This is a genomic window from Tepidicaulis sp., assembly GCF_965222285.1.
In the GTDB taxonomy this organism is placed as follows: domain Bacteria; phylum Pseudomonadota; class Alphaproteobacteria; order Parvibaculales; family Parvibaculaceae; genus Tepidicaulis.
Genome location: NZ_OZ244942.1, coordinates 429,842 through 443,009 on the forward strand (window position 1 = coordinate 429,842; position 13,168 = coordinate 443,009).

11 protein-coding genes and 1 tRNA gene are annotated in these 13,168 nt (G+C 60.6%); 9 read left to right on the forward strand and 3 right to left on the reverse strand.

Going from position 1 to position 13,168, the window contains the following annotated elements; translation table 11 throughout:
• Window positions 1-263 precede the first annotated feature (263 nt).
• A complete protein-coding gene (locus ACOQOT_RS01945) occupies window positions 264-761 on the forward strand; it encodes a Rid family detoxifying hydrolase (protein ID WP_420560704.1) in 498 nt (165 codons plus the stop codon).
• A 172-nt stretch (window positions 762-933) separates the two neighbouring features.
• Window positions 934-1,010: transfer RNA gene (locus tag ACOQOT_RS01950), tRNA-Arg, on the forward strand.
• A 71-nt stretch (window positions 1,011-1,081) separates the two neighbouring features.
• Here ACOQOT_RS01950 and ACOQOT_RS01955 read toward each other — a convergent pair.
• On the reverse strand, window positions 1,082-2,524 hold the full coding sequence (locus ACOQOT_RS01955; RefSeq protein ID WP_420560705.1) for a TrkH family potassium uptake protein: 1,443 nt from the start codon (window positions 2,522-2,524) through the stop codon (window positions 1,082-1,084).
• A 268-nt stretch (window positions 2,525-2,792) separates the two neighbouring features.
• Here ACOQOT_RS01955 and ACOQOT_RS01960 point away from each other — a divergent pair, with 268 nt between their 5' ends.
• Both ACOQOT_RS01960 and ACOQOT_RS01965 read left to right on the forward strand, forming a co-directional pair.
• Complete coding sequence (locus tag ACOQOT_RS01960; RefSeq protein ID WP_420560706.1) at window positions 2,793-4,022, forward strand: efflux RND transporter periplasmic adaptor subunit; 1,230 nt, start codon at window positions 2,793-2,795, stop codon at window positions 4,020-4,022.
• Window positions 4,019-7,153, forward strand: a complete 3,135-nt coding sequence (locus ACOQOT_RS01965; protein WP_420560707.1) for an efflux RND transporter permease subunit — start codon at window positions 4,019-4,021, stop codon at window positions 7,151-7,153. Before ACOQOT_RS01960 ends, ACOQOT_RS01965 begins: the two co-directional genes overlap by 4 nt.
• 4 nt (window positions 7,154-7,157) lie before the next feature.
• Here the strand turns inward: ACOQOT_RS01965 and ACOQOT_RS01970 are convergent, their stop codons facing one another.
• On the reverse strand, window positions 7,158-7,808 hold the full coding sequence (locus ACOQOT_RS01970) for a trimeric intracellular cation channel family protein (protein WP_420560708.1): 651 nt from the start codon (window positions 7,806-7,808) through the stop codon (window positions 7,158-7,160).
• A gap of 159 nt (window positions 7,809-7,967) precedes the next feature.
• Between ACOQOT_RS01970 and flaF the strand changes: the two genes are divergently transcribed.
• The 3 genes from flaF to ACOQOT_RS01985 are packed head-to-tail and all read left to right on the forward strand — an operon-like array spanning window position 7,968 to window position 9,608.
• Window positions 7,968-8,321: a flagellar biosynthesis regulator FlaF gene (gene flaF, locus ACOQOT_RS01975; RefSeq protein WP_045446037.1), complete on the forward strand. Its 354-nt coding sequence runs from the start codon at window positions 7,968-7,970 to the stop codon at window positions 8,319-8,321.
• Window positions 8,322-8,354: 33 nt separating this feature from the next.
• On the forward strand, window positions 8,355-8,768 hold the full coding sequence (locus ACOQOT_RS01980; protein ID WP_420560709.1) for a flagellar biosynthesis repressor FlbT: 414 nt from the start codon (window positions 8,355-8,357) through the stop codon (window positions 8,766-8,768).
• A 45-nt stretch (window positions 8,769-8,813) separates the two neighbouring features.
• Window positions 8,814-9,608 (forward strand): DUF1217 domain-containing protein, encoded by a 795-nt coding sequence (locus tag ACOQOT_RS01985; RefSeq protein ID WP_420560710.1) that lies wholly within the window; start codon window positions 8,814-8,816, stop codon window positions 9,606-9,608.
• 56 nt (window positions 9,609-9,664) lie between these two features.
• Here the strand turns inward: ACOQOT_RS01985 and ACOQOT_RS01990 are convergent, their stop codons facing one another.
• Window positions 9,665-11,410 (reverse strand): hypothetical protein, encoded by a 1,746-nt coding sequence (locus tag ACOQOT_RS01990; protein ID WP_420560711.1) that lies wholly within the window; start codon window positions 11,408-11,410, stop codon window positions 9,665-9,667.
• Window positions 11,411-11,602: 192 nt separating this feature from the next.
• Here ACOQOT_RS01990 and flgF point away from each other — a divergent pair, with 192 nt between their 5' ends.
• Together flgF and flgG are read left to right on the forward strand one after the other, a co-directional pair.
• Window positions 11,603-12,322, forward strand: a complete 720-nt coding sequence (gene flgF, locus ACOQOT_RS01995) for a flagellar basal-body rod protein FlgF (protein ID WP_420560712.1) — start codon at window positions 11,603-11,605, stop codon at window positions 12,320-12,322.
• A 58-nt stretch (window positions 12,323-12,380) separates the two neighbouring features.
• A complete protein-coding gene (gene flgG / locus ACOQOT_RS02000) occupies window positions 12,381-13,166 on the forward strand; it encodes a flagellar basal-body rod protein FlgG (protein ID WP_420560713.1) in 786 nt (261 codons plus the stop codon).
• Window positions 13,167-13,168 lie beyond the last annotated feature (2 nt).

Sequence of the window (13,168 nt, forward strand, 5' to 3'; positions counted from 1 at the left end):
CCAAGGAAAACCGGATAAATGCCCCTCACCCGATCTCACCCTCGAATCGTGGCCCCCGCGCATGCCAAGTGACTTTACCTAAAGGGGTTTTGCGCCACAAGCTCTTATAAGACAAAGAAAAAGTGTCATCGAGGCTAGGTTGCGGGCCCTTTCCGATCTCTTAATGAGGCCCACATAAAGGCGCATGCCGGGGCGGGCGCGTGCTAGCCGTCCATGCCGCAAACAGGCCGAAAGGAAGACAGATGCAGAAAATAGGACGGAAAATGACGCTCTTGGCGGCGGTTACGCTGGGACTGTGCGGGGTGCAGGCCGGGTTTTGGATGCCGGGCGCGCTCGCCGATGAGGCGGGCAAGGCGGGTGCCGATGCGCTTTTTGAGACATATACACGCGAGGAAACGAAAGCGCTGGGTCTGCCTTTTTCCGAGGCGGTGCGTGCGGGCAACATTCTTTATCTTTCCGGCCAGATCGGCGTGAAACCCGGCACGATGGAGCTCGTGCCCGGCGGCATGGAAGCCGAGGCGCGCCAGACGATGGAAAATATCGGTGAGGTGCTCGCCCATTACGGCGCGGATTTTTCCAATATCGCCAAATGCACGGTGATGCTGGCCGATATGGGCGAATGGGCCGATTTCAACAAAGTCTATGTGACCTATTTCGGTGACGGCCCGTTCCCGGCCCGTTCCGCCTTCGGGGCCTCGGGCCTGGCGCTGGGCGGTAAACTGGAAGTGGAATGTATGGCAGTGCTGCCGGAGAAGAGTTGAGGGCAGAGCCTGAAGCGGTTGTGAACGATGCGGCCTGAAAAGCCTGTGAAAAGACATGTGAAAAAAGGCTGGGATAAAGCCCGCAGGGCTCTTGCCATCCGCTTTTCTAGGCATTAAGAGTACGCACCTCTTGAGGCGGGGCCGCTTGTCAAGCCGCCCGCCGCCTCACCTTGCGCCGGTAGCTCAGCTGGATAGAGCACCAGACTACGAATCTGGGGGTCGGGAGTTCGAATCTTCCCCGGCGCGCCACTTCCCTCCGAAATCCTGATAAATGATACCGCCTTAGCGGCGGGTGTTTGGCTGCCTCTCGGGCGCCGCGGTTAGGGGCGCCAGAATTCGGGATCGAGAAGCAGGAGAAGGGTGAAAATCTCCAGCCGGCCGAAAAGCATGGCGAGCGAGAGAAGCCATTTGGCGCCATCGGGCAGCGGGGCGAAGTTGCCGGCCGGGCCGATGATCTCGCCGAGCCCGGGGCCGACATTGGTGATGGCCGTGGCGCTGGCGGTGAGCGCTGTAATGAGGTCGAGCCCCATCAGGGAGAGGGCGAAGGTAAAGACGGCGACCGTTCCTAAAAACGCAGTGAGGAAAGCAAGCACGGCTTCCGGCACGTCGCTCGGAATGCTGCGCGAGCCATAGCGCATGGAAACGATGCGGTGCGGGCTCATAAGCTGCCGCAATTTGGCGCGCAAGACGATCCAGAGAACTTGAAAGCGGTAGATCTTGATGCCGCCGGAGGTCGAGCCCGCGCAGCCGCCGACAAAGGTCAAAAACAGAAAACCGCCCAGCGCCGCCGGGCCCCAGAGCGAATAATCGGTGCTGGCAAAGCCCGTGGTGGTAACGACGGAGGTGACGTTGAAGGCCGCTTCTGTCAGCGCCGTGAAAGGCTCCGCATCGGCCGAGGCTACGCGCCAGACCGTGAGGATCAAAATGATGCTCGTTAAAAACCGTATCAGCCCGCGGATTTGCACGTCGTCCCAGATCTTGCGCTCGTCGCCCCGCAGCATGCGGATGTAGGCCACGAAGGGCACGGCGCCGGAAATCATGAAAAGCGTGGCGATCCATTGCATCAGGCGGCTGTCGAAAAAGCCGAACGAGGCATCGTGATTTGAATAGCCGCCAGTCGAAAGCGTCGTCATGGCATGGCAGATGGCATCGAACCCGCTCATGCCGGCAATCGCGAAACTGAGCGCGCAAAGCGCGGTGAGCGAGGTATAGGCGGCGGCGATATAGGCGACGAAGTGAAAGGCTTTCGGAATGATCTTTTCGGATTGCTCCGAACTTTCCGTGCGGAAAAGCTGCATGCCGCCGACCCGCAGGAACGGCAGCAGCACGATCGCCATGACGATGATTCCGATGCCGCCGATCCATTGCAAAAGCGCGCGCCAGAACAAGATGCCGTATGGCAGCGTGTCGAGCCCCGTCATCACTGTGGAGCCGGTTGTCGTCAATCCCGAGACGGCTTCGAAAAAAGCATCCGTATAGGAAACACCAACGCCGATCAGCGGCAGCGCGGCAAAGGCGGGCAGCACGACCCAGCTGCTTGCGGTGAGCAGGAAAGACTGGCGCAGATCGAGCTCTACCGGCTCGGGACTGTAAGTGATGATGGCGAGAAGGGCGCCGACACCGCCCGTCACACCGGCCGAAATGACGAAGCTTTTCCAATCCGGATGAGCGACAAGCGCATCGAGCCCGGCAGGCAGCAGCATGACCGCCGCAAGACCGCAGAGCAGAAGGCCGAGAATATAAAGGACGGGCGGGGTGTGCATGAAACCTGCTCTAAAGGCCGCGTGGCGGGCTGGCGGTACCCTTTTCTCACGTCCGGTCTTTTAGACCTTGGCGGTGAAAGACGAAAGTGCAAAGGGCGCGCGCCGCTAAGTTCAAGCCATGGTTGCGGAAATTAAACAGGAGCGCGGTCTTTCGCCCCGCAAGGTCTCATCATCCAGGTGAAAATAGGATAGAGTATCATGCCCGTTCCGCCCCCGCTTTGTTGTGCGGGCGCGCAGGTTACAAGATGCCGGCCATAAGGAGCACCTGATGCGCAAAAGAATAAACAGCCGCTCGCATGTGACCCTGAAAAAACAGCGGCGCTTTTCCGTAAAGACGGGGATGGGGATTATCTTTGCCGGGCTCATAGCGCTTGGCCTTGCAGCTTGCGAGGAGGGCGGCAATCAAGGCCCGCCGCCGCCCACCGTGACGGTGGTGCATCCCACGCTGAAGGAAATCGTGGAGTGGGAAATCTATACGGGCCGCTTTGTGCCCGTTTCCCAAGTAGATATCCGCGCGCGGGTGTCGGGCTATCTTGATTCGGTGCTTTTTGAAGACGGGCAGATCGTCGAGAAAGGCGATCTGCTTTTCGTCATCGATCAGCGTCCTTTCAAAGTGGCATTGGAAGAAGCCGAGGCGCGCGTGGCGAGTGCCGAGGCGAGCCTCAATCTTGCCGAGCGTGAGCTTGCCCGCGCGTCCAAACTGCTTAAAAGCTCCAATGTCTCCCGCTCGACATACGATCAGCGGCTTTTGGAGCGCAAAGTGGCCGATGCATCGCTTGCGGGAGCGAAAGCCGAGCGCGATCAGGCGCAGCTCGAGTTCGATTTTACCGAAATCCGCGCGCCCATTCGCGGGCGCATTTCCGACAGCAAGGTGGATGTCGGCAATCTCGTCACTCAAGGCAGCGATGTGCTCACCCGCATCGTCTCGCTGGACCCGGTGCTTTTCGAATTCGATGTGTCGGAAGCCGATTATCTGAAATATCAGCGCCTGAACGATGAGGGCCGGCTGAATGCCCGCTCCAGTTCGGTTGCCGTGTCCGTAAAGCTGCTGGATGAAAAAGAATTCAGCCATGGCGGCAGCATGGTCTTTGTCGATAACGCGCTCGACACCGCTTCGGGCACGATCCGAGGCCAGGCGCAATTCGGCAATGCGGACGGGTTTTTGACGCCCGGCCTGTTCGGTCAGGTGCGGGTGCCGGGCTCGGAAGAATATGAAGCCATTCTGGTGCCCGAAGTCGCCATCAATTCCGACCAGTCGCGCAAATTCGTTTATGTGCTGGGCGAGGAAGGCAAAGCCGCCGCGCGCTATCTGGAGCTTGGCCCTGTTATCGAGGATATGCGCGTGGTGCGCGCCGGGCTCGCGCCGGATGACTGGGTGATCATCGACGGGCTGACGAAAATCCGCAACGGCGCGCCGGTTAATGCGGACAAGCAGGGCGAGGGTGCCCCTGAACAAAACGCACCCGAGGCGGATGAAGCCGGAGGGAAGACGGAATGAAGTTTTCCCATTTCTTCGTCGACCGGCCGATCTTCGCGGCCGTTATCGCCATCCTGATCACGCTGATCGGCGGCATGTCGTATGTCGGTCTGCCCATCCAGCAATATCCGGAGGTTGCTCCGCCCACCATTCAGGTGTCCGCCTCCTATCCCGGCGCGTCTGCGGAAGTCGTGGCCGATACCGTGGCAACGCCGCTCGAGCAGGAAATCAACGGCGTCGAGAACATGCTTTACATGTCCTCGCAATCGACCGGGGACGGGCGTGTGTCCATCACCGTTACGTTCGCGCTCGGCACCGATCTCGATGCCGCGCAGGTGCTGGTGCAGAACCGCGTGGCGGTGGCCGAAAGCCGCCTGCCCGAAGAAGTGCGCCGCCTCGGCGTGACGACCGTCAAGCGGTCGCCCGACATGCTGATGGTCGTCAACATGAACTCGCCGGACGAATCCGTCGATCAGCTTTATCTCTCGAACTACACCAAGCTCAACATCACCGATGTGCTCTCGCGCCTTGGCGGGGTGGGCAATGTGATCGTGTTCGGCAGCGCCGATTATTCCATGCGCATCTGGCTCGACCCGCCGCGTCTGGAAGCGCGCCGTATGACGGTCTCGGACGTTCTGGCGGCGCTGCGCGCGCAAAACGTTCAGGTTTCTTCCGGGGTGCTCAATACCTCGCCCATGCCCGACCAGGGCGCCTTTGAAGTAGCGGTGCAGACCCTTGGCCGGTTGATCGAACCCGAGCAATTCGGCGATGTGGTGGTGAAGACGGATGAGGAAGGGCGCGTCACGCGCCTTGCCGATGTGGCGCGCATCGAGCTTGGCGCGCAGAACTATGTCTCCAATTCCTATCTCGACGGCAAGAAGGGCGTCGCGCTCGGTATTTTCCAGCGCCCGGGCTCGAACGCGCTCGCCACGGCAGAAGAAGTGAAGGCGACGCTGGAGCGGCTTTCGAAAGATTTCCCGCCCGGCATCGCCTATGCCATTCCCTATAACCCGACGCAATTCGTCGAAGAATCGGTCTCCGAGCTGACGCGTACGATTTTCGAGGCGGTGGCGCTCGTCATCGTCGTGATTATCCTCTTCCTGCAAAGCTGGCGTGCGGCGATCATTCCCATCGTCGCTATTCCGGTTTCGCTGATCGGCACGTTCGGCGTCATGGCCGCGCTCGGCTTTTCGCTCAATACGCTTTCGCTTTTCGGGCTTGTGCTGGCCATCGGCATTGTGGTGGATGACGCGATTGTCGTTGTTGAGAATGTCGAGCGGCATTTGCGCGAAGGGCTCTCGCCTTACGATGCCGCGCATAAGACGATGGATGAGGTGGGCTCGGCGCTTGTCTCCATCGTGCTTGTGCTCAGCGCCGTTTTCATCCCGACCGCTTTCATTCCCGGCATCTCGGGCGCTTTTTACCAGCAATTCGCCGTGACGATCGCAACAGCGGTGGCGATCTCAGGGCTGATTTCGCTCACGTTAAGCCCGGCACTCGCCCGGCTGCTCCTGCGCAAGGAGGAAGCGGAAGAGGGCGGCGGACCGCTGCGCAGTGCGGCGAACCGGTTTTTCACGCGCTTCAACAGTTCTTTTGAAGCGCTGTCGGGCTGGTATAGCGATGTCGTGGCGCGGGCCGTGCGCGTCAGCGCCATGATGCTCCTTATCTATGGCGGCCTTATCGGCCTGACCGTTCTGGAATTTGCCAAGACGCCGACCGGCTTCATTCCCGAACAGGACCAGGGCTATTTCATCGGCGTCGTGCAATTGCCGCCGGGCTCGGCGCTGTCGCGCACCGACGATGTGGTGCGCCGCGCCTCGCGCATGGCGGTGGAGACGCCCGGCGTCAACCGCGTGACGGGTTATGCCGGTTTCGACGGGGCGACATTTACCAATGCGCCCAACACCGGCGCGATGTTCATTTCGCTGCGCTCTTTCGACGAGCGCGCCGACATCGGTGTCGGCTGGCAGGATGTTCTGCAAGACCTGCAGCGCCGCTTTTCTTCCATCCGCGAGGCGACGATCTTCGTCGTCGTGCCGCCGCCGGTGCGCGGCGTGGGCACGGGCGGCGGTTTCAAGATGATGGTGGAGGACCGCCAGGGCCGCGGGCTGCCGGCGCTGGAAGCCGCCGCGCAGAATCTTGCCATGGCTGCGAACGGCTTGCCCGAGGCAACGCGGGTCTTCACGCTCTTCAATACGAAGACGCCGCAGATCTATGCCGATATCGACCGGGTAAAGGCGGAAAAGCTGGGCGTGCCCGTCTCGCGCGTCTTTGAAACGCTCGGTGTTTATATCGGCTCGTCTTACGTCAATGATTTCAATTTCCTGGGCCGGACCTTCCAGGTGCGCGCGCAGGCCGACGGCCCGCACCGGCGCGATGTGGACGATGTGGCCGCTCTGCGCACCCGCTCTCAATCGGGCGCCATGGTGCCGCTCGGCTCCATCGCCACATTCCGTGACATTACGGGACCTTACCGCGTGGCCCGCTACAATCTTTACCCGGCAGCCGCCGTACAGGGGAACACCAATCCCGGCTTTTCCACCGGCCAGACTTTGAGCGCCATGGAAGGGCTCGCCGATCAGGTGCTGCCCGACGGTTTTGCTTATGAATGGACGGAGCTTTCCTTTCAGGAAAAGCAGGTGGGCAACACGGCGATCTATATTTTCATGGCCGCCGTCGTCTTCGTCTTTCTGGTGCTTGCCGCGCAATATGAAAGCTGGCTCCTGCCGCTCGCCATCATTCTTATCGTGCCCATGTGTTTGCTGGCGGCGATGAGCGGGGTGCTTTTGCGCGGGCTCGACAACAACATTCTCGTCCAGATCGGCCTTGTGGTGCTGATCGGCCTTGCGGCGAAGAACGCAATCCTGATCGTGGAATTTGCCCGCCAGGGCGAGGCCGAAGGGCTCAGCCGTTTCGATGCGGCGGCGCAGGCGGCGCGCACGCGTTTGCGCCCCATTCTCATGACCTCCTTTGCCTTCATTCTGGGAGTCGTGCCGCTCGTCATTGCGGCGGGCGCGGGCGCCGAACAGCGCCAGGCGCTCGGCACGGCGGTTTTTTCCGGCATGATCGGGGTGACGCTTTTCGGGTTGCTATTCACGCCGGTCTTTTATGTGGCAACGCGGGCGCTCGCACGCCGCCGCGAAGGGGAGTGATCCTTCAGGCAGGCGGGCGCTGGCGAAAGCCCGGCAGCGTCAAATCAAAGGTAAGGGCCGCCGCCCGCAAGGCGAAGGCTGCTGCGATGGCGATAAGCGTTCGGGCCGTTTCACTTAAAAAGTCGAGCGGGCCGAGCGCCGCATAAAGCGCGGCGCCGGTAAAGGCGGCAGTGATGTAGATCTCCTTGCGCAGGATGGGCGAATCCTCCCGGCAAATGACATCGCGGATGATGCCGCCGAATGTGGCCGTGATGACGCCGAGAAGCACGGCGGCGCTTGGATCGATCCCGGCGCCGAGCGCGCGTTTCGCTCCTTCCACGGCAAAAAGCGACAGGCCGATGGCGTCCGCCCAGAGCACCGCGCGGTAGCGCGAATTCACCATATGATGGAAGAAGAAGACGAAGACCGCGCCTGCGATGCAGAGATATAGATAGAAAGACTTATCGAGCCAGAAAACCTCGATGGTGCCGGCCTTGACCGTGCCGAGCAGCAAATCGCGGATCGTGCCGCCGCCGAGCCCCGTGACGATGCCGATGAGGCAGAAGCCGACAATATCGAGCTGCTTGCGCGCGGCGACAAGCGCGCCGGACATGGCGAAGACGAGAACGCCTGCAATATCGATGAAAAATAAAAGGCTCGCGTAATTCAGGCTCATCTCATCCCTCAGGCCGCAGCATTCCTCTCTCCGTGTGAGGCTAAAGCGGGCAAAGCTTAAAACCCAGCTTAAACATCCCCGCCTAGCGTTTAGCTCATGGAAATGGCCCGCCGCCCGCATCCCGCTGGGCGGCCTGCGGGCCCAAGGAGGCTTGAAAAGATGCAGCAAGTGAGCGCGTATCTTGAAACGAAACAGCAGATTGTCGACCCGCGCCAATCCGAAAGCCTGATTTTCAGGCGCGTGACCGATCAACTGAAAGATGTGGTGGAAGCGGAGCGGCGCGATGAGATGTATCACCGCGCGGTGCTGGACAATCGCCGGCTCTGGACGGCGCTTGCCGCCGACGTGTCCGACCCCAGCAACATGCTGCCCGATGAGCTGAAATCCAATCTTCTCTCGCTTGCCATCTGGGTGGAGCGGGAATCGGGCGCCGCCCATTCCGGCGGGGCGGATATCCGCTCCATGATCGAAATCAACGAGGCGATTATCGCCGGGCTGAACGCGCGCCAGTAAAGCGCCGCGGCCTCGCTCGAGAAGGAGCAGACAATGGGTTTGAACATCCGCCTTTTGCATGGCGATAAATGCGTGATCAACGGCGCGGTGATTACCTGTAAATCCCAGCGCACGACCTTGAGTGTGGAAAACTTCGCGCAGGTGATCCGCGCACCGGAAATTCTTGATGAAAAAGATGTCAGCACGCCGACCGAGCGGGTCTATTTCGCCGTTCAGCTGATGCTGCTGGAGCCGGCGCGGCATGACCATCACCGTATTTTCTTCAATACCGTGATGGCGCAGCTTCTCTATGCCTTCGAGAACGGGGAAGTTTTGCAGCTTCTGCATGAGGCCATTGCCTTTGTGGAAGAAGAAGATTTCTACCAGGCGCTGAAACGGCTCAAACGCGTGCTCGATTACGAAAAAGATCTCTTGGGTCAAATGCCGGCGCTGGAAGTGGCGGGCTAAGCCCCGCCCTCCGCTGCCCGGGCCACGGCTGAAAGGAAGGACACCATGTCCACGCTCACCGAATATGCCCAGGTCGGGCGCACTTATAGCCAGCAGCTTGGTGCGATTGCCAAGGAAGGTTTCGTGCAGCGGGAAGTGGAATATTTCCGCGCCAATATTTCCAAAATTTCGACCGGTGACGGGCTGATCGACGATTACCGGCTCTATACTTTTGCCATGAAAGCCTTCGGCCTTGAAAGCCAGACCTATGCGAAAGGTCTGATGCGCAAGGTGTTCGATGAAGGGGTGGTAAACGATAGGGCGATCGCTAACCGCCTGCAGGACGGCGCTTTCCGGGAAATTGCCGAAGCCTTCGGCTTTGCCGAGACGGGCAATCTCAACATGCTGATCCACAAGAATGTGGACGCGGTGGTCGAAAAATACCTCAAACTCGAGCTTGAAGAGCGCATCGGCGAGAGCAATCAGGGGGTGCGGCTCGCCATCTATTTCGAGCGCAAGATTGCCGAAGTCGATAATTGGTATGAGATCATCGGCGATGCCGCGCTTTATGAAACCGTACGCACGATGATGGGCCTGCCGCAGGAATTCGTGAGCACCAATATCGACCGGCAGGTGGAATATTTCGAAAACCGCATTCCGCTTGAAGATCTGAAAGACCCTAAGAAGCTCGACAAATGGATGCAGCGTTTCACCGCCATGTGGGATGTGGTGCAAGGTCCGCAATCGGGCATCGATCTGGCGGCGAACGGTATTGCGCCGATCCAGCCTTTGGGCAGCGCGCCCGCGATCGTTTCCATCGATCCTTCTTTGCTCGCGGATCTCAGCAAGTACCGGCTTTAAAACACGGCTTTCGAGAAGATGAAGGCGCCCGCCCCGAAAGGAGCGGGTGTTTTCTTTTAGAGCGTATCGGCGAGATGGATGAGCTTGCCCGTCTCATCGAGAAGGCGGCGCACTTTCTCAGGCGCCGTCAACTCCTCCGGCAGGGGCGTGCCCGGTATCGCGGCCATGGCGGCAAGCGGCGGGCGGGCCTCGTTTTTCTTGTCCTTGCCCAGGAGCCGGGCAGCTTCCGCCTCATGGCCGGAAAGCAGCGCGGCAGCGGCAAAGAGATCGTAATAGTTGCCGGGAAGTGCCGCCTCGCGGGCGCCCTCGCCAGCCTCCGCTATCGGGGCTTTGAGGAGATGGAATGCCTGCTCCCAATCGGCGCTCTTGCCATAGGCTTGGGCAAGCTGCAGCGCCTGCGCAGGGGTGAGCGCCGCGCCAAGCTCCACATTCGCCTCATCGAGACGGCCAAGGGCGATAAGCGCGGCGAGTTTTGCGCCCGTTACCTCGTGGGCAAGGCCGGTATCGACCGCGTCCGGCAGCGCGGCAAGGGCGGCGAGCGCGGCTTCAGCATCATCTGCGGCAAGATCGGTCTCGGCTTTCTTGACGATCAGTGCCTGATGGCGCGGGGTGCCGGGCGCTTCTTTTTCTATCTCGCGGATAAGCCCAGCGAGAATAGCGCCCGCTTTGTCATGCGCGCCGGCGGCCAGGAGCGCCCCGGCGTAAGATTCCGCTTCCTGACGGCGGATCGCATCATCTTTAAGAAAGCCAAGATAGGCGAGGCGGTCGCGCCGCCAATGATGAAGGTTCGTTTCCTGTCCCTCTGCAAGACCGCCGAAGAGCCTCGCGGCCAGACGCGCGGCCGATTGGGAAAGACCGGGATCGTCAAGGCTCGCGGGAAAGCGGTCGGCCAGGAGGCGCAGCCAGTGGAGCGCCGCGCGCGGGTCTTCTTCTTCCCGGTCGATCAGGGCAAGCGCCCGGAGTGCGCCTTCCTCGATCGTGTCGCCCTTCCAGGCTTCCTGCAGCGCCATCATATCGGCGCGCACCGTTTTGTGCGCTTTAGTGCCCGCCATCAGATCGAGCAGAGCAAGGCGGAGCCTGCCATGGGCGGCGCAGCGGTCGGCGGTTAAGGAGAGGCGCGCATAGCGGGCGCGGGCGGCTTGCGGAAAGCCTTCATATTCGGCAAGGCGCGCGGAAATCCATTGCTGGCAGGTGGTGGGCAAAAGCGCAGGCGCTCTTCGGGCAAAGAGCGTTGCAAAATGCCGGAGAAATTCCCCGTCGCTTCCCGATGCTGCCGCTTCCGCCAGAAGCGGGGCGAGCTCTTCCTGCGCTGTGGTGGGGAAAGCAAAAAATCCTTCAAGGCTTGCCAGCGCTTTTCGGGAAGAAAGTCCTTCGGGCGGCACGGTTTCGCCTTTCAGCGCGGCGGTGATAAGCCGCTCGAGCGGAGAGGGGGCGGGGGCTGTCTCCTCATATGCCCATGCACCCCGGCTGCGCCCATGGCTGGCGATCAGGGAGATGAGTGTCAGTTTTTCCTGTAAGGCGCTGTCTGCAAGCGCGCTGTCGCCCGGCTTTAAGGCACGGCCAAGCTCGAGGGCTGCTTCGGGGTAAAGCCCGCGCTCGATGTAAAAATCGGCTGTCATATGTGCGGCTGCGATGCGCGCCTTTCCTGTCGCGGCATCGAGCATGCCGTGTAGCGCCGCACGTTGGGTAAGGTAAGAGGCGGCGCGCAGCGGCAGCACGGTTTCTGCCGCGCTGGCTGTTTCGCTCTCGCTTTCCGCGAATGCCGGAAAGGCACTTGCGCTAACGAGCGCGCTCGTGCTCATGCAAAAAGCCAGTGTTCTAGCCGCAAATCCGCTGAACTTACGCGTCTTCCGCATTGCCATATCGCGTCAAATCCCCTGCTCAGATGCCGCTCTCGAAGCGGAGCAAAACCGAAACTCGCGTTTAACCTCCCCGTTCCAGGTTAAACCTGCGTTCAAAACGGCGCGCTTTGCACTTCGTCAGGAAATGAAACGATGCAGACGCAGATTTATGTAGGTCTTTCCGGGCAATTGGCGCTGCGCCGCCAGCTCGATGTTGTGGCGAACAATATCGCCAATATGAACACCGCCGGTTTCCGCGCCGAAAAAGTGCTTTTCGATGCGCATATGGAAAAGGCGCAGGAAGGCCGCTCGGTGTCTTTCGTTGTGGACCGCAACAGCTATACCGATATGCGTGCAGGCAAGATGGAGCGCACCGGCAACCCGCTCGATGTGGCGATCAATGGCGATGCCTGGCTGCAGGTGGGAACGCCCGAGGGCCTGCGCTATACGCGCGACGGGCGCCTCAATCTCGATGCAGATGGCCGCCTTGTGACGATGGACGGCAATCCGGTGCTGGATAATGGCGGCGGAGAGATCACTATCCCGCAGGATGCCGCCCGCGTTGAAATTCTCAAAGACGGCACGATCGGTGACGGCGAGCGGGTTTTTGGCCAGATCGGCCGGGTGCGCCCCGCCGACAATCAGACCATGACGCGTGAGGCAAACGGTCTTTACAGCGCGCCGGGCCGGCCGGAAGCAGCCGAAGATGCCGAGTTTCAGCAAGGCATGATCGAAGGTTCGAATGTGCAGCCAGTACTCGCCATGACCGAGCTCGTGGCGATCTCGCGCGCTTATGAGCAGACGAAAACCATGGTGGAAGGCGGCGATGAAACATTGCGCGGCGCCATTCGCACCATTGGCAGGATCGACTAGACCCCGGCCCGCTGAAACGGGCGAAAGACATGAAAGTGTTTGATGTAAGGAGAGCAGCATGAGAGCGCTCGGTATCGCCGCCACCGGCATGATGGCCCAGCAGACGAATGTCGAGGTCATCTCGAACAATATCGCAAACATGAACACGACCGCCTTTCAGCGCGCGCGGGCCGAGTTCACCGATCTTTTCTATATGAACCAGCGCCGCCAGGGTGTGCAGTCGACTGATGAGGGCAATATCGTGCCCGCCGGTATCCAGGTCGGTCTCGGCGTGAAAACCGCTGCCGTGCGCCGCGTGTCGCTGCAGGGCAATCTCGCCAATACCGGCAACACCTATGACCTGGCGCTTCAAGGGCGCGGCTATTTCATGGTCGATCTGCCGGGCGGGGAGACGGGCTATACGCGCGACGGCGCCTTCCAGAAATCCCCGGACGGCCAGCTTGTGACCGCCGATGGTTATGTGCTGCAGCCCGGCCTTGCCATCCCCGACAATGCGGTGGATGTGACGGTTAATCAGAGCGGTGAAGTGCTTGCCTATGTGGACGGGGAAGCCGAGCCGCTCAATCTCGGTCAGATCGAGCTTGCGGTCTTTCCGAATGAAGCGGGCCTGAGCAGCGTCGGTGACAATATGCTCAAAGAAACGCTTGCCTCGGGCCCGGCCATCGTCGGCGTGCCGGGGGAAGTGGGCTTCGGCTCCATCCGCCAGAAGTTTCTGGAAAGCTCCAACGTCAATCCGGTGCAGGAAATCACCGATCTCATTTCCGCCCAGCGGGCCTATGAAATGAACTCGAAGGTGATCGAGACGGCGGATCAGATGTTCAGCACCGTCACGCGGATGAGGTAAGC